Annotated in this window: 15 protein-coding genes and 1 pseudogene; 10 read left to right on the top strand and 6 right to left on the bottom strand. The window is 58.2% G+C overall.

The window, feature by feature from the left end; genetic code table 11:
* Window positions 1-14: 14 nt before the first annotated feature.
* The 3 genes from BM316_RS08240 to BM316_RS08230 form a co-directional block, all read right to left on the bottom strand.
* Window positions 15-2,249, bottom strand: coding sequence for a xanthine dehydrogenase family protein molybdopterin-binding subunit (locus BM316_RS08240; RefSeq protein WP_090206300.1), 2,235 nt, complete (start codon window positions 2,247-2,249; stop codon window positions 15-17).
* 3 nt (window positions 2,250-2,252) lie between these two features.
* Window positions 2,253-2,720, bottom strand: a complete 468-nt coding sequence (locus tag BM316_RS08235; RefSeq protein ID WP_090206298.1) for a (2Fe-2S)-binding protein — start codon at window positions 2,718-2,720, stop codon at window positions 2,253-2,255.
* 110 nt (window positions 2,721-2,830) lie between these two features.
* Window positions 2,831-3,994 carry an FAD-binding domain-containing protein gene (locus BM316_RS08230; RefSeq protein ID WP_090206296.1) on the bottom strand — a complete coding sequence of 388 codons (1,164 nt, stop codon included), beginning with the start codon at window positions 3,992-3,994 and terminating at the stop codon, window positions 2,831-2,833.
* 101 nt (window positions 3,995-4,095) lie between these two features.
* Here BM316_RS08230 and BM316_RS08225 point away from each other — a divergent pair, with 101 nt between their 5' ends.
* Together BM316_RS08225 and BM316_RS08220 are read left to right on the top strand one after the other, a co-directional pair.
* The gene (locus tag BM316_RS08225; RefSeq protein WP_090206292.1) at window positions 4,096-5,544 is read left to right on the top strand and encodes a TrkH family potassium uptake protein; all 1,449 of its coding nucleotides are present in this window, start codon (window positions 4,096-4,098) and stop codon (window positions 5,542-5,544) included.
* A 1-nt stretch (window position 5,545) separates the two neighbouring features.
* Window positions 5,546-7,177 (top strand): thiamine pyrophosphate-binding protein, encoded by a 1,632-nt coding sequence (locus BM316_RS08220; protein WP_090206289.1) that lies wholly within the window; start codon window positions 5,546-5,548, stop codon window positions 7,175-7,177.
* Here BM316_RS08220 and BM316_RS08215 read toward each other — a convergent pair.
* Window positions 7,164-8,870, bottom strand: a complete 1,707-nt coding sequence (locus tag BM316_RS08215; protein ID WP_090206287.1) for a trypsin-like peptidase domain-containing protein — start codon at window positions 8,868-8,870, stop codon at window positions 7,164-7,166. The genes BM316_RS08220 and BM316_RS08215 overlap by 14 nt on opposite strands.
* A 176-nt stretch (window positions 8,871-9,046) precedes the next feature.
* On the opposite strand from BM316_RS08215, the gene BM316_RS08210 reads away from it, so the two are divergent.
* From BM316_RS08210 to glmM, 8 genes are all read left to right on the top strand, one after another.
* Window positions 9,047-9,967 (top strand): glycine--tRNA ligase subunit alpha, encoded by a 921-nt coding sequence (locus BM316_RS08210; RefSeq protein ID WP_090206284.1) that lies wholly within the window; start codon window positions 9,047-9,049, stop codon window positions 9,965-9,967.
* Window positions 9,967-10,488 carry a DUF6446 family protein gene (locus BM316_RS08205; protein ID WP_090206281.1) on the top strand — a complete coding sequence of 174 codons (522 nt, stop codon included), beginning with the start codon at window positions 9,967-9,969 and terminating at the stop codon, window positions 10,486-10,488. Before BM316_RS08210 ends, BM316_RS08205 begins: the two co-directional genes overlap by 1 nt.
* On the top strand, window positions 10,488-12,749 hold the full coding sequence (glyS, locus tag BM316_RS08200; protein ID WP_090206278.1) for a glycine--tRNA ligase subunit beta: 2,262 nt from the start codon (window positions 10,488-10,490) through the stop codon (window positions 12,747-12,749). Before BM316_RS08205 ends, glyS begins: the two co-directional genes overlap by 1 nt.
* 41 nt (window positions 12,750-12,790) lie before the next feature.
* A complete protein-coding gene (locus BM316_RS08195; RefSeq protein ID WP_090206275.1) occupies window positions 12,791-15,376 on the top strand; it encodes a putative PEP-binding protein in 2,586 nt (861 codons plus the stop codon).
* 195 nt (window positions 15,377-15,571) lie between these two features.
* Window positions 15,572-16,231, top strand: a complete 660-nt coding sequence (locus BM316_RS08190) for a cell wall hydrolase (RefSeq protein WP_090206272.1) — start codon at window positions 15,572-15,574, stop codon at window positions 16,229-16,231.
* Window positions 16,232-16,326: 95 nt separating this feature from the next.
* Window positions 16,327-17,247: a dihydroneopterin aldolase gene (locus BM316_RS08185; protein WP_090206269.1), complete on the top strand. Its 921-nt coding sequence runs from the start codon at window positions 16,327-16,329 to the stop codon at window positions 17,245-17,247.
* Window positions 17,244-18,257 (top strand): dihydropteroate synthase, encoded by a 1,014-nt coding sequence (gene folP / locus BM316_RS08180; protein WP_090206265.1) that lies wholly within the window; start codon window positions 17,244-17,246, stop codon window positions 18,255-18,257. Before BM316_RS08185 ends, folP begins: the two co-directional genes overlap by 4 nt.
* Window positions 18,254-19,597: a phosphoglucosamine mutase gene (gene glmM / locus BM316_RS08175; RefSeq protein ID WP_090206262.1), complete on the top strand. Its 1,344-nt coding sequence runs from the start codon at window positions 18,254-18,256 to the stop codon at window positions 19,595-19,597. Before folP ends, glmM begins: the two co-directional genes overlap by 4 nt.
* Here the strand turns inward: glmM and BM316_RS08170 are convergent.
* Together BM316_RS08170 and ilvC are read right to left on the bottom strand one after the other, a co-directional pair.
* Window positions 19,594-20,493 carry a DMT family transporter gene (locus BM316_RS08170; RefSeq protein WP_090206259.1) on the bottom strand — a complete coding sequence of 300 codons (900 nt, stop codon included), beginning with the start codon at window positions 20,491-20,493 and terminating at the stop codon, window positions 19,594-19,596. The two genes, glmM and BM316_RS08170, sit on opposite strands and share 4 nt — an antisense overlap.
* Window positions 20,494-20,579: 86 nt before the next feature.
* Window positions 20,580-21,605: pseudogene (gene ilvC, locus BM316_RS08165) on the bottom strand (ketol-acid reductoisomerase); the annotation flags it as partial.
* Window positions 21,606-21,650 lie beyond the last annotated feature (45 nt).

Here is a 21,650-nt window from a genome sequence, read left to right as displayed (position 1 = left end):
CTGCACCCCTCAACCTACAAAATCAGATCAAAGGTGTTGATCAAGGGCAGCTCCCGCGCGCGCGTCCCCGTCAGATCAAACAACGCATTTCCCAAGGCAGACATGGACGGCGGTGTGCCGGGTTCCCCGACACCGCCCATAAAGGGGTTGTCCTCAAGGATGCTGACTTCAAATGCCGGCGTGTTGTGCATTCTGAGCGCGTCATAGTCGTAAAAATTGCCCTGTTCGACCTCGCCATCAGCAAATGTGATCTCGCCCTGCATGGCCGCGGACAGGCCGTAGATCGCCCCTGACACCATTTGCGCTTCAATGATGCTGGGATCCAGTGCGGTTCCGACGTCACAGGCAATCCAGACGTTGTTGATTTTGATACCGTTGCCGGTGTCTTCAACCTCAACGACCTCTGCGGTTGGCGTGCCGAAGGAATAGCAAAAGGCAACGCCGCGCCCGATGTTGTCTGGTGTTTCGCCAGTCCATCCCGACATCTCACCCACGCGGCGGATCACGCCAGCAGATGGCGCGTGTTCCGGGGTCGCAAGGTCGAGACGGAATTGCAGCGGATCGGCACCGGCAGCATGCGCCATTTCATCGATGAATGTGTCCAGCATAAAGCCGTTTACCGATGCGCCGACGGACCGCCAGAAGCCCAGAGGGACAGTCAGATCTGTCAGGTGTCCCGCATAGCGGAAGTTTGGGATGGCGTAGGGTTGGTCAGCTCCGCCTTCGACATGCAATCGATCCGGACCGGGCGGCACCGTCCCCACCTGCCGCAGAGACGAGTTATGAAAGACAGACGGGGCGGCAACCTTACCATCTAGCAAGACAGCCTTGCCATCGTTGACCACGCCTCTGAATTGCGCGGCGGCGGCAGGGCGGTAGAAGTCGTGTCGCATATCCTCTTCGCGGGTCCAGACCATGCGGATCGGAGTCCCCGGCATTGCAGCTGCGATCTTTGAAACTTGTGTGCCAAAGTCGAATTCGCCGCGTCGCCCGAAACCACCGCCCAAATAGGTCGTGTGCAAGGTGACTTGCTCAGGCGACAGACCCACGGCCTCTGCACAAGCGTCGCGCACCATTGTCGGGGCTTGGTTGCCCAGCCAAAGCTCTAGCGCGTTACCGGTGAAAAGTGCGGTCCCGCACATCGGCTCCATCGTGGAATGTGCAAGCCATGGGATATAGTATTCTGCTGTGATTTCAGTACCTTCAATAGCAGCGCTCACATCGCCATCATCGCGGGTGACACTGTCTGGCTCACCATTCAACGAGGCAGTAATCGCAGCACGAAGGCTGTCGGTATCAGCGGGGTAAGTCGCATCTTCCCAAACGATATCGACCATGTCGGCAGCCTGCATGGCCAGCCACGTGTTTGACGCAACAACTGCAATCCCGTCGCCGAGATCGACAACCGCTTCAACGCCGTCCATTTCGCGTGCTGCGCTATCGTCATAGCTGATCATCCCCGCACGTTTGGGGTTGCGACGAACGGTTGCAAATTTCATGCCATCAAGGGCGACATCTGTTGCAAAGGTCGCTGTTCCTGTGGCCTTACCAACCATGTCCTTCCGCGGCATAGGTTTGCCGAGATACTTCCACTCAGACTTCGCCCGCAGCGGCGCATCCGGCGGGGTGATATCGCGAAGGGCTATGGCGAGGTCGCCGTAAGCGATCTCCGTCCCATCCGAAGCGATGACTTTGGAGTTTTCCGTGCGAAGTGAGGCCGCATCCACACCCAGCTGCTGTGCCGCTGCCAGTTTCATGGCTTCGCGCGCTGAAGCACCGGCATGGCGCATTCTCTCATAAAAGTCCTTCATCGACGTCGAACCTCCGGTCGCTTGCAAGTTCAGGAGTTTCCCCGCCTTACCGACTTGTTTGCGAAGGTTGTGCACAAACGCGCTGTCACCGTAGTGGTGAAAGGGCAGGGCCATCCCAAGAAAGACGGAATTATAGTATGCTTGTGCGGGTGGACCGTGCAAAACGGTGATATCGTCCCAAGCAACATCCATTTCTTCGGCAACAAGTGCAGCGAGCGTGGTCTGAACGCCCTGGCCCATCTCGGCACGGGGCGCGATGATGGTGACGCCGTCGCCATTAATCAAAACAAAGGGGTTCAAAGTCGCTTCGCCGTCTCCGGCAACAAGTGGGTTGGGCGCGTCTTTGTTGATTTGGTAAATGCCAAACGCGACACCGCCGACAATCGCGGCTGACCCTATCAGGAAGGTGCGACGGGCAATTTTTCCTATACTTGCCATCCGCTACGCTCCTTCGCTGATACGCTGTGCCGCATCTTTGATGGCAGCGCGAATCCGCGGGTACGTTCCGCAGCGGCAAAGATTGCCCTGCATCGCATCATCTATGTCTTGATCCGCCGGGTTCGGCACAGCCTGAAGAAGTGCCGCTGCGTTCATGATCTGGCCAGACTGGCAGTAACCGCATTGCGCAACCTGATGGTCAACCCATGCCTGCTGGATGACAGCCATGTTATCGGGCGTGCCCAACCCCTCAATCGTCGTCACATCGCCCCAGACATCTGCCAGCGCCACCTGACAGGATCGGACGGCTTCGCCATCAATATGGACTGTGCAAGCCCCGCACGCCGCAACCCCACAGCCGAACTTTGTCCCGGTGAGCCCCAGCTCATCCCGCAATACCCACAGAAGAGGTACATCATCAGGCAGCGAAACTGCCTGCTGTTTTCCGTTGATGGTGAGCGTCGTTGCCATGTCGGTGGACCTCCAAGTAAACTGTTGAGTTCAGTTTATGTCCGTAGAGGTTTCAGACAAGAGGCAGGGTGCGGAAAGGACGCGATTGGCGGCAAAATGCTCAGATGACGTTAGGTCAATTCCAAGCCTTTCAAACGCCCCAGAAGTGACGGAATCTTTTCTTTGAAGCGAAAGAAACCGTGCGTCGCGTGCGGCCATGCATCCGCATCATACTTGCGAACTTGCAGCGATAACGGGAGGTGGCTTAGGGCGTCTCTCGTCGGGCCGACGGGGATGTAGCTGCTGACAAGCTCTCGGACATTGTTTTGCGCACACCAATCTTCGACGTTTGCGGGGGTGACATAGCTCACGCGGCGCAGTTTTGCGCCATATCTCGCCACGCAATCGTTTAGTGCGCCTGCCACGAAGTCATTCACCTGCGGTGCAACCTGCCATGGGCTGCGGGATTTTGTCGTCTGCACCACGATTGTCTGCTCAGGTGCAAACCTGTCAAGCAACCAGCCGGGCGAGAGATCCTCCTCGGTGATCAGCAGTGCGGATGATCCGCCCCCTTTGATGGGGTCCGACTGTGGAACCGCGCCGCGCGGCGGATGCGGGCGACCCTCCAACGGCACTGCCTCTATCGCCAGACCTTCAGGATGGAAACGCCCTTTCGTGTATTTCGCGATATTGTCGTGGCGGGCAAGATAGGTTTTCCCGATGGTTTGCAGTCCTGCCACCCAACGCCATGACAACGTGTTTGAAGCCGGGTCACCGTCCAGTAGATGACGGAGAAAAAAGTCCGCCCCTAGTGCCCACGGCAGCCTGAGCGTAAAGATCCAGATTGAGGCAAACCACATGCGCGCGTGATTGTGCAGATACCCTGTCTCGACCAATTCCTGGGCCCAGTGATCAAAGCAGGCGATGCCGGTTTCGCCTTTGCAGGCGGCCTCCCAGTCGCGACGAAGGCCGCTTTCTGTCTGGACGCGGTTCACGGACCCTTGCAACGTGGCCTTGTAGTCGTCCCAGACCGCCGGGCGCAGCTCCAGCCAGCCTTTCCAATAGGTGCGCCAGTAGACCTCCTGAATGAACTTTTCAGCAGCGGTCGCGCTGTGTCGCTGCAATGTGGCCTTCAGAACATCCTCTTCAGTGATGATCCGGTGACGGATATAGGGTGAAAGCGTGGAGACATTGGCGCGATCATCGTAATTGCGCTTTTCGGCATATGAACGGCCCGCATTAGGCAAAAAGCCTTGCAGGCGGTCGAGGGCAGCAGTGTAGGTCGGTTCAAACATAGCCGAGAGCTATCGCGCCCTTCGCCACTTTCAAGCGCGAGACCCAGCGTTTGCGTCTCAGGCTGCTTGACACCGGATGACGGGCAGGACAACGCTGCCCTATGCTTGATTTACGCCCAGTGGGATATGTGATCGGTCTGCTTGTGGCGTCGCTTGGTTTGACCATGCTGGCCCCGCTGGCCGTTGATCTGTTCAATGGGAATGATCACTGGTTTGTCTTCTTCGAAAGCATGGTCATTACCATCCTGACAGGTGGTCTGATTGCCATGGCCTGCGCAAATGGCGTTTCTGAAGGGTTGTCCTTGCGGCAGACGTTCCTTCTGACCTCACTGGTCTGGCTGACCTTGCCTGTCTTTGGCGCAATTCCTTTCGCGCTTGGCGCGACGGGTTCGAGCTTCACAGATGCTTTCTTTGAGGCGATGTCAGGGCTTACGACCACAGGCGCAACGGTGCTGACAGGGCTTGAGGCCCTGCCAGAGGGCCTGCAGCTTTGGCGCGGTATTTTGCAGTGGCTGGGAGGCGTGGGGATCGTCGTTGTTGCGATGGTCTTTCTGCCGGAACTGCGTGTCGGAGGGATGCAGATCTTCCGCTCTGAAGGGTTTGACACAAGCGGGAAAATCCTGCCGCGCGCGGGTGAAATCGCGAAGCGCATTTCTTACATCTACGCTGGCCTGACGCTCGCGTGCATGATGTTTTATTCGATCATGGGGATGAACGGCTTCGACGCAGTTGTGCATGCGATGACGACGGTATCGACCGGCGGCATGGCAAACTATGACGCCTCTTTTGCCGCGTTCGGTCCGGGTGTGCACTACGTAGCGATTGTTTTCATGATCCTTGCGGCGCTGCCCTTCGTCCGGTTCGTGCAGATCCTGGCTGGAACGGCGCGTCCGCTTTTCTATGACCGTCAGATCCACGTTTTTCTTCTGCTGATCGGGCTGTTTGTTGTGCTCACAACCGCATGGCTGTGGGGGCGGGCCGGGGTGATGACCGAGACGGCTTTTCGTGAGGCGATGTTCAATGTCACCTCGATCATGACTGGCACAGGCTATGCCAACGCCAATTACATGCTCTGGGGGACGTTTCCGGTCGTCGTCTTTTTTCTGATCGGCTTGATTGGTGGTTGCGCCGGATCGACCTCCTGTTCGGTAAAGGTGTTCCGCTATCAACTGGTCTTTGCGGCGATCAAGACGCAGATCAGGCAAATCCACTCACCCCATGGCGTCTTTACACCGCGCTATGATGGTCGTCCGATCAGCGAAGATGTCCTGAATTCGGTGATTGCATTTCTGGTGGCGTTTATTCTGTCGCTTGGCGTAACAGCTGTCTTGCTGGGGCTGACCGGGCTGGATTTCATCACCTCTGTATCAGGTGCAGCCGCAGCTTTGGCCAATATCGGGCCCGGTCTGGGGCTGGAGATCGGACCCGCCGGCAATTACGCCAACATCAACGATACGGCCAAATGGATCCTCGCAATTGCGATGTTCGTTGGCCGGCTTGAGATCATGGTCGTGCTGACCATCCTGACAATTAAATTCTGGAGAAGCTGACATGCCGACCCGACCGCTTGGTGCGCAAATTTCGCATATGCTGAAGGATCGTGGCGTTTCGACGATCTTTGGTATCCCCGGTGTCCATAACCAAGAGATGTACCGCGGTATCGAAGAGGCAGGCATCACGCACATTCTGGCGCGCCATGAACAGGGTGCGGGCTTTATGGCGGATGGCTATGCACGCGCAACAGGTCGTCCCGGTGTGGCCTATGTCATTTCGGGCCCCGGCCTGTGCAACATCATGACACCGATGGGGCAAGCCTATTCGGACAGCGTGCCGATGCTGGTTCTCTCCTCCGTGCTTGACGAAACGGAAGCGACACGGGGCCAATTGCACCAGATGAAAGATCAGGAAGCCGCCGCCGCGACCGTCTGCGATTGGTCTGTGACAGCAAAGACAGCTGACGCCGCTTTCAGTTTGATCGACCGTGCTTTGGCAGAGTTCCAGACCCGCCGGATGCGACCGAAGCATATACAGGTGCCGATTTCTGTACTTGAGGCGCAAGCGCCCGAAGCGCCGTCCGCATCAGAGTGGCCAATCGGTGCGGTGGGTGAGGCTGATCCGTTGCGTCTTGAGGCCTTGCGTGAATGGTTGCGCGCCTCCAAGCGTCCGCTTTTCATCTTTGGCGGTGGTGCGACCCGCGACCTGAACGTGATCCTTGGTGCGCAAACCGGTGGCGATCAGGTGTCGCGGATGGTGCAGGACATGGGGGCGGCCGTCATGACGACCTATGCAGGGCGGGGACGGATTTCGCCGAATTATGCGCTCAACTTCGGGTCGATGCTGGCGCGTCCTGAAAGCGCGGATGTGATCAGCACCGCCGATCTTGTGATCGCGGTTGGCACAGAATTGTCAGAAGTTGATCTTTGGCGTGATGCGCTGGGACATACGGCAAAGCTGGTAAGGATTGATCTGGACCCCGAAGTGCTCACCGACCGACACAAGGCGGATATGGTAATCCACGCTAGCGCATACGGGCACCTGCTTGCGACCCTGACCACCATGACGAAGGAGCCGCCGAAGACCGGATGGGACCCTGCAGAAGTCGCAAGCTTCAAATCGCGAATGCGGGCGCAGATCAACGCCGAACGGCCCGGTATTTTGCCTGTTGTGGACGTGCTGAAAGAGGCGCTGCCTGACGACACGATGATATTCTCGGACATGACTCAATTCGCCTACGCCGCAAAAGAGGTCTATCCGCTTGATCGTCCAAATCACTGGCATCACCCTTATGGCTTCGGCACCTTAGGCTACGCGCTGCCCGCGGCCATCGGTGGCAAGGTTGGGGTGGGTGAGCAACCGGTTCTCGCCATTCTGGGCGACTACGGGTTCCAGTACACCGTGCAGGAATTGGCTGTCGCGGTGGAACTCGGGCAAAACCTGCCCATCATCATCTGGGACAACGGTAAATTGGGTGAGATCGAAGACAGTATGGTGCGCGCGCAGATCGCGCCGAATGCTGTCATCCAGCGCAACCCAGATTTCCTGAAACTCGCCGAGGCCTATGGTGCAGCAGCTACTGAGCCTGAAAGCCTTGGAGACCTAGCGCCAGCGCTTTATGCCGCTTTCTCGCGCAATGTCCCGACAGTGATCAGACTGCGTTCTGATATTGCGCTTACCAGCAGCTAACCAGGACGCCCAGATCCGCCGCCAATCGTGTTTGGGCCACAGGGCTTAGGGCATCGGTCTGCTCAAGGGGCGCGACATTCAGTCCGGCGGTTGTCAGGAATGCAGCGATATCGGCGGACTTTACCGCAAAGCTGACGCCTTCAGGGAGCGTCTGTTGCGATTGCGCTTCGGTTGTTAGTAGCATCCCGATAACGTGGCCCTTGCTGTTCAGGATCGGGCCACCTGCGTCTGAAGGCTGCGCGGTGAGCTCCAGTCGGGCCTGCGAAGGGTCACCCTTTAGGTTCCGCAAATCCGCAAGCGTCCCGAATGTCAAAGTGGGGTCCGCCAGGACACCGCCGAACGGAAAGCCTGCGACAGCTACGCGATCGCGCAGGCGGGGCACAGCCGTGTCAATCTGCGCGACAGCCCTGGGGCTTTGCGCCGTCGGTGGCGTCAGCAATGCGAGGCCTAAGTCTTCATCAATCACTTCAATGCGCATCATCAGGTCTTCGGCGACCGTGATCCGCGAACACTGGTCCAATCCCTGATACGAGGTCAGGACATGGCCGGATTGACTTACATAGAAGCCGGATCTGGCAAAGGTCGGCTGTCTGATTGCAAGACCGGCGACCATATCGACAGACTGGTCTTCGGAAGGCGGCGCAATCGCAGGATCCAAGGTGCCAGTCAGGCGCGCGAAGCTTGCCTGCATTTCGCGGCGCAACCGCTGATAGGTCGCAAGGTCATCGGATGGCCAGACAAGCGTAAAGCCTTTGATTTCGCCCGCAGACAGGTTCGCTTCGGTGTAGGAGATGATGTTCTCATCGCGCCCTTCGATGACAAACCTGTCAGCCCAGAAAGAGCGCTCACCTTCAACTGGCACGATATCAAGGCTCTGCATGACCTCATAAAGGCCACGAAGCTGCGCTGCGTCGCCAGCCTGTGAGATCAGCAAAACGCGTTCGCTGCCAGCATCGGAACTGGCCTCGTATTTGACGAACGGTGGTTGGTATTCTGTGAAAACAACGGATGCTTTCGGTATCAGCATCTCGATCCCTGCGGCCGTCTCAGTCGTTGTCTGCAAATCAAGCGCGGTGAGGACCGCGTTATACTGAGCGACCAGATCAGCCCGCTGGCGCGTCGTCAGGATGCCGGTCGGTTCAGCGGCATTTGCAAGCTGCCAAGCTTCCATCGCAGCACGTGTGCCGCGCCCGAATGCCCCATCAATTGCCGCATCATAAAAGCCTGCCCACTGAAGTGCCGTTTGCAACAACTCCCGTTCGTCGCGGGTGAGCGTGCTTTCCGATGCGCGCGCTTCTCGCGGCGTTTCGTCCGGCAAGGTCGCCGTTGCCAGTGGGGCGGGGGCGAGGGCAACCGCCGGGGCGGTAATCGCGCCGCCGATTGGCCAGAACTGTTGGTCAAAGCTGCGGCTGTCTTTGACAAAGCTGTCGCTGGGGATGGCACGCGCATTCAGGAGCCGCGACCGGGTCTGATCGGCTTCGGACCGGTCAAATGGCCCGATGGCAATCGCATAAAACCCGTTACCAAGGTAGAACCCGTGAATGCCGCTGATCTGTGTCGCCGCCTCACGTGCAAAATCGGTCGCCGCAGACAGCGTCGGGCGGGCTGCAATCTGGACCCACCAACTGTCCTGTGCTCTGGCAGGTAGCGCCGCGAGAAAAAGAAAGACGGCAATCAGGGCAGTGCGTATCATGGGTGATCCATTGTCATTGCGAAAGTCACACACTTATGGAAGCGGGTTCTGGCACGAAATAGCAAGCAATCTGGTGTGCATCAGGCATCCATCCGCCTGATAAATCACGCGCCGTTGCCTAATTGACCCTTCCTGCAGCACACCCTATTGAACCCTCTAAAGAAAAGAGGGCTTTCATGTCGGACAAACCACGCAGTTTTCAGGAAATCATCCTGCGGCTCCAGACCTACTGGGCGGCCAAAGGCTGTGCGATCCTGCAACCTTATGACATGGAAGTGGGTGCTGGTACGTTTCATCCCGCCACAACCCTCCGCGCGCTGGGCACGAACCACTGGGCTGCTGCCTACGTGCAGCCTTCACGCCGTCCCACTGATGGGCGTTATGGTGAAAACCCCAACCGCTTGCAGCACTACTATCAATATCAGGTGCTGATCAAACCCAGCCCGCCTGATTTGCAAGAGCTCTACCTTGGTTCGCTGAAAGCCATCGGAATTGATGCGACAATCCATGACATCCGATTTGTCGAGGACGACTGGGAAAGCCCGACATTGGGGGCTTGGGGCTTAGGTTGGGAGGTCTGGTGCGACGGCATGGAAGTCAGCCAGTTTACTTATTTCCAGCAGGTTGGCGGACATGACTGCAAACCGGTCTCTGGCGAGCTGACCTACGGGTTGGAGCGTCTGGCGATGTATGTTCGGGGCGTGGATCACGTCATGGATATGCCGTTCAATGATCCCGATGCGCCGATTGCGCTGAAATACGGCGATGTCTTCCGCCAGACCGAACAGGAATACTCGCGCTGGAACTTCGACGTGGCAGACACAGATGTGCTGTTGCAACACTTCCTTGATGCAGAGGCCGAATGCCAGCGCATCCTTGATGCACCTGCTACAGATCCCAAGACCGGCAAGCAGATCATCATGGCGCATCCCGCCTATGACCAATGCATCAAGGCGTCCCACGTCTTTAACCTGCTTGATGCGCGCGGCGTGATATCTGTCACGGAACGTCAGGCCTACATCGGGCGCGTGCGCGCGCTGGCAAAGGCCTGTGCCGATGCCTTTGTGCAAACCGAAGCAGGGGGCGCGGCAGCCTGATGGCGCGGGTAATCATTGTGCTTATTCTCCTGACCGGCGCGATTGCAGGCGGCCTGATGTATTACCAGCAGGTCTATGCCTACTATGAAGAGGTCGAATTCTCGCCCGATGCGGTTGTGATGACCTCGCTCACCTCCGGTGCACCAGAGCCGCTGCTGGTAGAAGAGTTTGACGCCATCGACGCCATTTCCAGCCCTTTGCGCTACCGTGCCTGTTTCACGACGCCAATCAGCCTTGCCACGCTGACCGAAACCTACGTCATTGTTGACGAGGCAGAGCCGCGCGTCGCGCCGGGCTGGTTTGATTGCTTTGATGCCGAACAAATCGGCGCAGACATGCGCACCGATGCCGTGGCCTTCATGGGGATCGAGAATATCCAATACGGGATCGACCGGATCGTAGCGGTCTATCCTGATGGCCGCGGCTACGCGTGGCACCAAATCAATGCATGTGGCGAGGTCGTCTTTGACGGCGAACCGGCCCCGGAGGGCTGCCCCACACCACCCGAAAGTCTGAACTGATGCCTGATCTTCTGATTGAACTCTTTTCCGAGGAAATCCCCGCGCGGATGCAAAGCAAAGCCGCCGAGGACCTGCGCAAGCTGGTCACTGACGGTCTGGTCGAGGCGGGTCTGACCTATGCCGGTGCTGCTGCCTTTTCCACGCCGCGTCGTCTGGCGCTGTCTGTCGAAGGGCTGACCGCTGAAAGCAAGGCCGTGCGCGAAGAACGTCGCGGCCCGAAGGTTGGCGCGCCTGAAAAGGCCGTTGAAGGGTTTCTGCGTGGTGCTGGCGTTGCGATGGAAGACCTCGAAATCCGCGACGACAAAAAGGGGCAGGTCTATTTTGCGGTGATCGAAAAGCCCGGTCGCACGGCAGCTGAAATCGTGGCCGAGGTTCTGGAAAAGACCATTCGCAACTTTCCGTGGCCCAAGTCGATGCGCTGGGGGACGGGCACGCTGAAGTGGGTGCGCCCGCTGCATTCCATCATCTGCCTGTTGGTTGACGAGGCAGGGGCCGAGGTTGTGCCTCTGGACATAGACGGCATTTCATCTGGCGCTACCACGCGTGGACACCGGTTCTTGGCGCCTGATGCATTTTCTGTCGCATCTTTCGATGATTACGAAGCAAAGCTGAAGCGTGCCAAAGTCATCCTGCGCGCTGACGAGCGGGCCGAGGTGATCTGGAATGACGCCACCAATCAGGCGTTTGCACTGGGTCTGGAAGTGGTCGAGGACAAGGGGTTGCTGGCCGAGGTTGCAGGGCTGGTCGAATGGCCTGTCGTGCTGATCGGACAGATTGGCGAGGATTTCCTCGGGCTGCCGCCGGAGGTTTTGCAAACCTCGATGAAGGAACATCAGAAGTTCTTTTCCGTAAAAAAACCCAAGACGGGCCGCATCGAACGCTTTGTGACCGTCGCCAACATGGAGACCGCCGATCATGGTGCGACCATTCTGGCGGGCAACCAGAAGGTGCTCTCGGCGCGCCTGTCGGATGCGAAGTTCTTTTGGGAGAACGATCTGCGCGTTGCAAAGGCGGGGATGGAGCCTTGGCTGGAAAGCCTTGGCAACGTGACCTTCCACAACAAGTTGGGTAGCCAGAAAGACCGGATCGAACGCATCGCGGCACTCGCTCGTGAAATTGCACCGAGCGTTGGGGCCGACCCTGATCTGGCAGAGCAGGCGGCAAAGGTGGCTAAAGCCGATCTCTCGTCCGAGATGGTCTATGAATTCCCCGAATTGCAGGGGCTGATGGGGCGGTATTATGCCGAGGCCGCGGGGCTGCCTGCTGAGATAGCCGCCGCCTGTCAGGAACACTATTCTCCGCTGGGGCCGTCAGATGATGTGCCGACCGCGCCGGTGTCTGTCGCCGTAGCACTGGCCGACAAGATCGACACGCTGACAGGGTTCTGGGCGATTGACGAAAAGCCGACTGGGAGCAAGGACCCGTTCGCGCTGCGTCGTGCGGCGCTGGGGGTTATTCGGTTGGTTTTGGAGAATGATATTGGGTTTGGACTGCTCCAATTCTTGATAAGGGCATTTTTTCCGCATGTGAAAACGAGAGATGGTGTTGGCGATGAGAGGGGACCGAGCCTTCGGCAGCAATATTCAAATGCAACTGGAATTGACGAGGAAACTCTATTCTCTCTCGAGCTTGACGAAGCTCGCAAGAAGCTGCCGAACCCCGAGGATCTTACAAGTCGAATCGACGCTTGGATTGATCAGCTAAGAAGCGATCCGGCAAGTGATCCAAACGTGATAAAAGACCTCCTCTCCTTCTTCCACGACCGCCTCAAGGTCTTCCTCCGCGACAAGGGCATCCGCCACGACATCATCGACGCCTGCATTGCCATGCCGGGAAATGATGACCTGACCCTGCTCGTCAAACGGGCCGAGGCACTGGCCGAAACCCTTGCCACTGACGACGGCGAGAACTTGATCCAGGGCTTCAAACGCGCCAACAACATCCTCACCCAAGCCGAGGAAAAGGACGGGGTCGAATACTCCTACGGGGCCGACATCAAATTCGCTGAGGAACAGGCCGAGGAAGACCTGTTCGCCGCCCTCGATGCCGCAGAGGCCAAGATCACACCGGCCATGCAGGCCGAGGATTTCGGCGCTGCCATGTCCGCGATGGCCGCTCTGCGGGGGCCGATTGATGCGTTCTTTACAGATGTGCAGGTCAATGCCGACAGCGAGATTTTGCGCCGGAACCGCCTGAACCTTTTGTCGCGCATCAGAAATATCTGCCTTTCTGTGGCTGATCTGACCAAGATCGAAGGGTAAAATCCTGTAAACTTCCTTGGACAGGGTGATTTGTTCTGCCTATGCTGCAGCCACGCAATAACGGTGCCGCAGTGCAGCAACAGACGACATACAAGCCCCTGACCCTGATCACGCCGACAGCAGCCATGTCGCCGGCCGTGCATGGCGGGCGTGCCAAATGCCTGCAGCGGCTGATCCGGCTGGATATGCCGGTGCCTGTGACTGTTGCGCTGTCATTTGATGCCGTGCATGAGGCGGCAATCGGCAATCTGCCGGATATGGATGAACTTCTGGCGCCGTTCGGGGATGCGCCGCTTTTGTCGGTGCGCCCCTCAAGTCAGGACCCCGATTGGGGTGGCCCCGGTGCAATCCTGAACGTCGGTATGAACGACGCCCGCTATGTCGAGTTGATCAATTGGCTGGGCGAGGAAACCGCAACGAAGCTCTATATGCGTTTCGTGCAGTCCTATGCGATCCATGTTGCGCGTCTTGATCCTGACGAATTCCACATGCCCGATCAGGCCGACGCCAAGGGCCTCAAGGCGATGATGGCGACCTTCGAATACGAAACCGACATGCCGTTCCCGCAGGATGTGGAAACGCAACTTGCAGAGGTTCTGCGCTCAATGGCGCGGGCGTGGGATGGCACCACAGCGCGGTTGTTGCGGCAGGCCAAAGGCGCGCCTGCCGATGCGGGGCTTGGTCTGGTTGTGCAGGCGATGGCCTCTGGCACAGGGCAGGGCGAGTGCGGACAAGGCGTGGTGCAGTTCGTCGATAGCGTGACAGGTCAGCCCAAGATCATCGGGCGCTACGTCAGTTCCCATCTTGCTGCGACGCGCGAGATCGGGCGTGAAACCGAAGGCGCGATTTATCTGACACGTGACACACGTGGTCCCTCGCTCGAAGATCTTTGCCCTGATCAGTTTGCGCAATTGATCTCTTACGGTGATCTCTGCCGGAAGAGACTGCGCGAGGAAATGGAGATCAAGTTCACCTTGCAGGATGGCGCGCTGCGTATCCTCGATGCTGTGCGTGTTCAGCGATCGTCGCGGGCATCGGTCCGTATCGCGGTGGCCTTGGCCGAGGATCAGATCATCCCGCGCGAAGAGGCTGTCATGCGTGTCGAGCCTGCCGCGCTCTCCGAATTGCTTCACCGGCAGGTTGATCCCCAAGCAGCCCGAGATGTCATTGTCAGAGGTATTGCGGCCAGCCCGGGTGCTGCATCGGGGCGCATCGTGCTGACAGCGAGCGAGGCACAGGCCAGCGCCGCGCGCGGTGAACCATGCGTGCTGGTGCGTCGTGAAACCACGCCGGAAGATATCCGCGGAATGCATGCGGCCTCTGCCGTTCTGACCATGCGTGGCGGCGTAACGAGCCATGCGGCCGTGATCGGGCGCGGGCTTGGTCTGCCGTGTGTCGTTGGTGCCTCCGATCTGGTGATCGACCGTAAATCAGGCAGAATCACCGGCGCTGACGGACGCAGCTTCGCCGTCGGTGAGACAATCACGGTCGATGGGACGACAGGACAGGTCCTGGTCGGTGAACCCAAAATGCTGGAGGCCGCCCTTGATGGTGCGTTTCAGACGCTTCTCGACTGGGCCGATGATTTTCGTGACATTGGCGTGCGGGCAAATGCCGATACACCCGCCGACGCACAGACGGCTGCAAATTTCGCCGCCGAAGGTATCGGGCTTTGCCGGACGGAGCACATGTTCTTTGAAGGCGACCGTTTGGGCGTGATGCGCGAGATGATCTTCGCTGAGGAAAGCGACGACCGTCGCGCGGTGCTCGACCGGTTGTTGCCGATGCAGCGGGCTGATTTTCAGGCGCTCTTTGAGATTATGGCCGGAAAGTCTGTCTGTGTTCGTCTCTTTGATCCACCGCTTCATGAATTTTTGCCGTCAGACAAGGCCGGTTTGCGCGATCTGGCAGAGCAGGTGGCCTTGCCACTGCCTGAGGTGACCGAGCGCGTGCATGCGCTTGCCGAATACAATCCCATGCTGGGGATGCGTGGCGTGCGTCTCGGGATCGCTTTGCCAGAGATTTACGACATGCAGGCCCGCGCGATTTTCGAAGCGATGGTGGCAGTCGGTCAGAAGGGCGTCGCGATCTCGGCAGAAATCATGATCCCGCTGGTCAGCGCCATGCGAGAGGTCGAGTTGATCAAATCGCGTGTTGACGCGGTTGCCCACGCCGTGCGTGCAAAAAGCAGGATCGATCTTGATTATCGGCTTGGTGTCATGGTGGAGACACCGCGGGCCTGCTTGCGGGCACACGATATTGCCGAACATGCCGACTTCTTGTCATTCGGGACAAACGATCTGACCCAGATGACCTACGGGCTGTCGCGCGATGACGCCGGGCGGTTCATGTCGTCCTATGTCCAGCAGGGTGTCTATGCAGAGGACCCGTTTCATACCCTCGATATCGAGGGTGTAGGCGAGCTGATTGCCTTGGGCGCAGAGCGCGGACGGACAAGCCGGCCAGATGTTGTTTTGTCGATCTGCGGTGAACACGGCGGCAGCCGTGCTGCCATCGCTTTTTGCCGTGAAAAGGGCTTTGACTATGTGTCTTGCTCGCCGTTTCGTGTGCCGGTTGCACGTCTGACAGCGGCGCAACTTGCATTGCTGGGCCAAATCTCACGATAATGTCATTCTATATATAGTTATTATGGCGAATAATCGCCGAAAAATACACCATATATTGCGGTATGCGCGGTGCGGGCAGCACCTTTGCGCCACTGCGTTGACCAAAGGGTAGACGTATTCTCAACCATGTTTTAAGCACTGCCTGCCAGCGCGGGGTCGATCCGTGCACTTCCTGGGTGGGAAAAGATGAGTTTGATGAGACGATTTTTCGCTGCGTGTACCGCGGCAACGATGATCTTCGGGGCCCTGCCAGCCGCCGCAGATGAGGTGCTCGCTAGCCGCTTGAGCGCCATTCTTGGGCAAGAACGCGAAGCGCTCTCGGTCGTTCCTGACAGCCGATTGAGCCTTCTGACCAGCCTGCCTCCTGCTGTTGAACGGGGTGTCGAAACTGAAAGCAGCACCATTTACGACCGCGAATACCTCGCTTCGCTGCCGTCCGCTGATGGTGGTGATCAATGGCAGTGCCTTGCCGAAGCCCTTTACTTCGAAGCCCGCGGTGAGACCGTGCGCGGTATGTTTGCAGTGGGTGAGGTGATCCTGAACCGTGTGGATAGCGACGCCTATCCTGACACGCTCTGCGGTGTGATCAATCAGGGCACCGGACGCAAATACGCTTGCCAGTTCACTTATACCTGTGACGGTTTGCCAGAGAACATCAACGAACCACGCGCTTGGGAGCGCGTCGGCAAGGTGGCGGCAATCCTGCTTGAAGGTGCGCCACGCGCGTTGACAGGTGGTGCTACGCACTACCACACGAAAGCAGTCAGCCCGTCATGGGCAAAGCGTTTCCCACGTACGGCGTCCATCGGGTCGCATTACTTCTATCGTCAGCCGGTGCGCACGGCCTCTATGTAAGTCGCACAACCGGCCAAGCCTGTCGCGCCTGATGCTTGTCGCATCGGGCGCGTTTCGCTATTCGTGCCAGACGTAGATATGAGCTGGAACCACCGATGAATGATGACATCCGATTGGCGTTTGCGCATCCCAGCGAGCGCGCCGAAGCCAGCAGCCAGACCCCCTGTGATCGCATCTCGCTACGCGACTACACCGTCGAAGTAGAAATCGGTGCATTCCAGCAGGAACGGGGCAAACTGCAGCGGGTCCGTTTCAATGTCGTTGTCGAGGTGATGCCGCTGAGTGGTCCGATTGACGATGATGTTGACCGCATACTGTCCTACGACAAAGTCACCGAAGCGATTGCGATTGAACTTGAGGCCGAGCGGATCAACCTGCTGGAAACCTTGGCGGCGCGCGTCGCTGAACGAATCCTTCTGGAGCCTCAGGCCGAACGTGTCTTTGTCAGGATCGAGAAGCTGGATCGTGGGCCATTCGCACTGGGCGTCGAGATCGTGCGCTCGCGTGATGGGTTGGATCGGGCCGCGCAAGAGCATGTCGAAGCTCCGCATCCTCGCGTCGTTTACCTGACGAACGCTGCCATTACCTCGCCGCATCTGAAAGGATGGATTGATCAGCTTCAGGCACGCGATGCCCCTTTGATCATATGCGTCGGTGCCGATGATGTTTCAGCGCCGCAGGTCGAAAATTTGCTGGCGCAAAGGCGGATTGATCTTCTGGCGATTGAACAGAACGCATGGCGGTTGGCTGCCCATGACCAGAGGTTGATGGTGGTGGGAACACGCACTGAACTCGACTGGGCGATGAAGAACGACCAGATCTGTATCTGGGCCCCTTCAAAAATCGTGCTGGATGCTGTTGATGGCCCCTCTGCCGGCCCGCGTGATGCGCTGGCGCTTGTCGCATGGTTTGCAGCCGAGGTGGACGCGAAAGAGCTTCTGGTCATAGGTGCTGATGCACCTGAGGCGTCAGTGCCTGTGCGCGCGGTGTCAGAGTTGGATGAGACGTTGCCGTGACAGTCTATTACCGACCCATTGTCCGTTTTGGCGAAGTGCCCAGCCCACAGAGCTTTCCACTCGCAGGTGGGTTGTGCTGGTTCGATACCGTTGTCGTTCAGGAAAGAGGCGGCAGCAGGCGAAAACAGGCTGCAGGCGATCTACCCGGTACTGTCCTGACGCGATTGACGGCACCGCGTGTGTCGATCGCCGGTCTGGACATGCGCCGCCCCCAGATCATGGGGATTCTCAACGTCACACCCGACAGCTTTTCGGACGGTGGTTTGTTCGCGGCGCCAGAAGCCGCTGTTGATCATGCCCGCGCGATGCAACGCGACGGGGCAGCAATCATCGATATTGGTGGTGAAAGCACGCGCCCGGGTGCCAAAGAGGTTGCCGTCAACGATGAGATTGCACGCACCGCGCCAGTGATCGCTGCCATCCGTGCCGAAAGCCATATTCCGATCTCGATTGATACCCGCAAGGGCGGTGTGGGCCGTGCCGCGGTTGAGGCGGGGGCAAGCCTTATCAACGATGTCGCGGCGTTCACGTTTGATCCGGCACTTTTGCAACTGGCTGCCGGGCACGATCTGCCAGTGTGCATCATGCACGCCCAAGGAACACCTGAAACAATGCAAGAGGATCCGCATTACGACGATGTCTTGCTGGATATCTACGATTTTCTGGAAGAGCGGGTGACGGTCGCCGAACAAGCTGGCGTGCCGCGCGAACGTATCATTGTCGATCCCGGCATCGGCTTCGGCAAAACGCTTGAACACAACCTCAGCATCTTGCGGGGTATTGCGATTTTCCACGGGCTGGGATGTCCGATTTTGCTGGGTGCATCACGCAAACGGTTTATCGGAACAATCGGTGGCGGCGAGGACGCGCAGGACCGCCTCGGCGGTTCGGTTGCCGTCGCGTTGTTTGGTGCACGTCAGGGCGTGCAAATTCTGCGGGTGCACGATATCTTCGCTACAAAGCAGGCTCTCGATCTTGAATGGGCCATTGGCGGAGCGGCAATGACATGACACGCAAGTTCTTCGGCACCGATGGTGTGCGCGGCACGGCAAATTCCTATCCGATGACGGCTGAAATGGCGCTCAAGATTGGCGCTGCTGCCGGACGGTACTTTCGCAATGACGGGTCGAACGGACATCGCGTGGTCATCGGCAAAGATACGCGCCTGTCGGGCTATATGTTCGAGAACGCGCTGACGGCTGGTTTGACAAGTACCGGCATGAACGTGCTTCTGCTGGGGCCTGTTCCAACGCCCGCTGTGGGGCTTCTGACCACCTCAATGCGTGCCGACCTCGGGATCATGATTTCGGCCAGCCACAACCCGCATCATGATAACGGGATCAAGTTTTTCGGGCCTGACGGGTTCAAGTTGTCTGACGCGGCAGAAACCGAGATCGAGGCGCTCATCGCCAGCGTCATTACACCGGCGAAAGCGGAAAACATCGGACGAGCCAAACGTATCGACGATGGCCGTTTCCGCTATGCAGAGCGTGTGAAATCGACCTTCCCCGCTGGCATGCGGCTTGACGGCCTCAAGGTGGTCATTGATTGCGCCAACGGTGCCGCGCATCGCGTAGCACCTGAGGTCTTGTGGGAACTCGGCGCGACCGTGATCCCGATTGGCGTGGCCCCTGACGGCACCAACATCAACGAAGGGTGCGGGTCCACGCATCCAGATTTCGCCGCTGAGGTCATTCGCCGCGAAGGGGCTGACGTCGGCATCTGCCTAGATGGTGATGCGGACCGCGTGATGATCCTCGATGAAACCGGCACTGTTGCTGACGGCGATCAGTTGATGGCGCTGATGGCTGGGCGTTGGGCGGAACAAGAACGCCTGCAAGGCGGCACGCTCGTGGCAACCGTGATGTCCAACCTCGGGCTGGAGCGATACCTGGAAGGGCGTGGCCTGCGACTGGAACGCACCGCGGTCGGGGATCGCTACGTGGTAGAAGCCATGCGCAAAGGTGGCTGGAACCTTGGTGGTGAACAGTCAGGGCATATCGTCATGACCGACTACGCCACGACAGGTGACGGCCTTTTGGCGGGGCTTCAGTTTCTCGCAGCGATGATCGAGACAGGCAAGCCTGCCAGCGCGCTGACAAGCAGCTTTGAAACTGTGCCACAACTTCTCAAGAACGTCCGGTACTCTCAGGGCCAGGATCCACTGAACGCGGCTTCGGTTCAGAGTGCGATTGCAAATGCAGAAGCGCAATTGACGGGGCGTGGCAGGTTGCTCATCCGTAAGTCGGGCACTGAACCGCTGATCCGTGTCATGGCTGAATGCGAAGACAATGACCTTTTGTCCGAGGTTGTCGACAGCATCGTCACCGAGGTCGAAGCGGCAGCTTAACCGCGGAAGATCTTGCGCAGATTGGCCCATTGGCTGATGGCGAGCCCTGAAAGGATCAGTGCGAGCGCAATGAAAAACCGGAAAGGCAGGTCTTCGTTCAGGATCAATGCGCCGCAGATCATCGACCACACCGGAACCTGAAAACCGACAGGCGCCATAAAGACCGATCCTGCACTTCGGATTGTGCTGATCCGGAGCCAAGCTGCCAAAGCGGTTGGGATCAAACCCAAGACCACAATGGCTATTGTCGGGCGTGTGCCCTCAATGACGGGTATCCCCTCAAAGAAAAGCATTGCCGGTATCAGTGCGATGGCGCCGACAACCAAGACGGCTGTTGCCATCACAATGGGATCAATCGTCGGACACCGACGCGTCATGATGCTTGAGATCGCGTAAGAGAGCGCCGCCGCGAGGCACGCAATCTGTCCAAGTGGCTCCCAGCCTGTGCCGATGCGCAAGATGCCAGGTCCAATCAGGGTGACAGCGCCAATGAAGCCAAGGGTAACCCCAAATCCGTTGCGTGCAGTGAGAGGTTCATCCGAGAACAGATGCGCCAGCGGCAACACGAACAGAGAAACCGCCGCCATCGCGATGCCTGCAAAAGCTGACGGCACATATTGTTGCCCCCAACTCAGCAGAGCAAAGGGAATCGCAGAATTCAACAGGCCGATGACGATCAGGTATTTCAACAACCGGCCCGTCAACTGCGGCACCGGGCGTCCCATAATCTGCATCAAGGTGAGAAGCGCGATGGCACCCAAGGTCACCCGCGCGCAGGCCACGGTCAGAGGACCGTAGCCTTCCAGTGCGATCGCGACGACCATAAAGGTTGCACCCCAGATCAAACCGAGGGCGGCAACGGAAAGCCAATTTGCAAGTGTGGGTCTTTGGGTCACGGTCTTCCTCAAGGTCAAAAAAGGCCCAAGCAGTTGCTCGGGCCTTCAAGTCTTTAAGCTGGCGGAATAACCGCCTCAGGTCCAGCTTAGTTCTTGGACTTATCGACCATCTTGCCGTCGGAAATCCAAGGCATCATGGCGCGCAGCTTTTCACCGACCTGCTCGATTTCATGCTCGTCGTTGATGCGGCGGGTGGCCTTGAAGAATGGCTGGCCGACAGCGTTTTCCTGCATGAAGTCACGCACGAATTTACCTGTCTGGATGTCTGTCAGCACGTCCTTCATGCGCTGCTTGGTCTCAGCGTAAGGCAGGATGCGTGGGCCGGAGACATACTCGCCGTACTCAGCCGTGTTCGAGATGGAGTAGTTCATGTTCGCGATGCCGCCTTCGTAGATCAGATCTACGATCAGCTTTACCTCGTGCAGACACTCGAAGTAGGCCATCTCCGGCTCGTAACCGGCTTCGACCAGTGTCTCAAAGCCCATGCGGATCAGTTCAACCAGACCACCGCAGAGAACGGCCTGTTCGCCGAAGAGGTCGGTTTCACATTCCTGACGGAAGTTGGTTTCGATGATGCCTGAGCGGCCGCCACCGATGGCCGAGCAGTAGGACAGGCCGATTTCCATTGCTTTGCCGGACGCATCATTGTGGACAGCGACAAGGCAAGGCACGCCGCCGCCTTTGGTGTATTCGCCGCGCACAGTGTGACCTGGACCCTTGGGCGCCATCATGATCACGTCAACGCCTGGCTTGGGTTCGATCAGTCCAAAGTGGACGTTCAGGCCGTGTGCAAATGCAATCGCGGAACCTTCTTTGAGGTTATCATGGACGTATTTCTTGTAAGTCTCTGCCTGAAGCTCATCGGGCATTGTAAACATGATAACGTCACACCAGGCAGCGGCTTCGGCAATACCCATCACTGTCAGGCCTTCGCCTTCAGCTTTGGCGGCCGAAGGTGAACCTTCGCGCAGTGCAACAACAAGGTTCTTGGCGCCGCTGTCGCGCAAGTTCAGCGCATGGGCATGGCCCTGTGAGCCGTAGCCGAGGATGGCAACTTTTTTGTCCTTGATCAGGTTCACATCGCAGTCGCGATCGTAAAATACGCGCATTGTTTCGGTCCTTTGATTGGCGTTTTCTCTGGCGCTCTTATACCGGTG

Origin of the sequence: Yoonia litorea (assembly GCF_900114675.1) — a bacterium.
In the GTDB taxonomy this organism is placed as follows: Bacteria; Pseudomonadota; Alphaproteobacteria; order Rhodobacterales; family Rhodobacteraceae; genus Yoonia; species Yoonia litorea.
The sequence above is the reverse complement of the archived record's forward strand: the minus strand, read 5'-3'. Positions and strand labels throughout refer to the sequence as shown.

Coding starts and splice junctions, on each gene's coding strand:
- BM316_RS08240 (WP_090206300.1), bottom strand. CDS start 2,249: ATGGCAAGTATAGGAAAAATTGCCCGTCGCACCTTCCTGATAGGGTCA.
- BM316_RS08235 (WP_090206298.1), bottom strand. CDS start 2,720: ATGGCAACGACGCTCACCATCAACGGAAAACAGCAGGCAGTTTCGCTG.
- BM316_RS08230 (WP_090206296.1), bottom strand. CDS start 3,994: ATGTTTGAACCGACCTACACTGCTGCCCTCGACCGCCTGCAAGGCTTT.
- BM316_RS08225 (WP_090206292.1), top strand. CDS start 4,096: ATGCTTGATTTACGCCCAGTGGGATATGTGATCGGTCTGCTTGTGGCG.
- BM316_RS08220 (WP_090206289.1), top strand. CDS start 5,546: ATGCCGACCCGACCGCTTGGTGCGCAAATTTCGCATATGCTGAAGGAT.
- BM316_RS08215 (WP_090206287.1), bottom strand. CDS start 8,870: ATGATACGCACTGCCCTGATTGCCGTCTTTCTTTTTCTCGCGGCGCTA.
- BM316_RS08210 (WP_090206284.1), top strand. CDS start 9,047: ATGTCGGACAAACCACGCAGTTTTCAGGAAATCATCCTGCGGCTCCAG.
- BM316_RS08205 (WP_090206281.1), top strand. CDS start 9,967: ATGGCGCGGGTAATCATTGTGCTTATTCTCCTGACCGGCGCGATTGCA.
- glyS (WP_090206278.1), top strand. CDS start 10,488: ATGCCTGATCTTCTGATTGAACTCTTTTCCGAGGAAATCCCCGCGCGG.
- BM316_RS08195 (WP_090206275.1), top strand. CDS start 12,791: ATGCTGCAGCCACGCAATAACGGTGCCGCAGTGCAGCAACAGACGACA.
- BM316_RS08190 (WP_090206272.1), top strand. CDS start 15,572: ATGAGACGATTTTTCGCTGCGTGTACCGCGGCAACGATGATCTTCGGG.
- BM316_RS08185 (WP_090206269.1), top strand. CDS start 16,327: ATGAATGATGACATCCGATTGGCGTTTGCGCATCCCAGCGAGCGCGCC.
- glmM (WP_090206262.1), top strand. CDS start 18,254: ATGACACGCAAGTTCTTCGGCACCGATGGTGTGCGCGGCACGGCAAAT.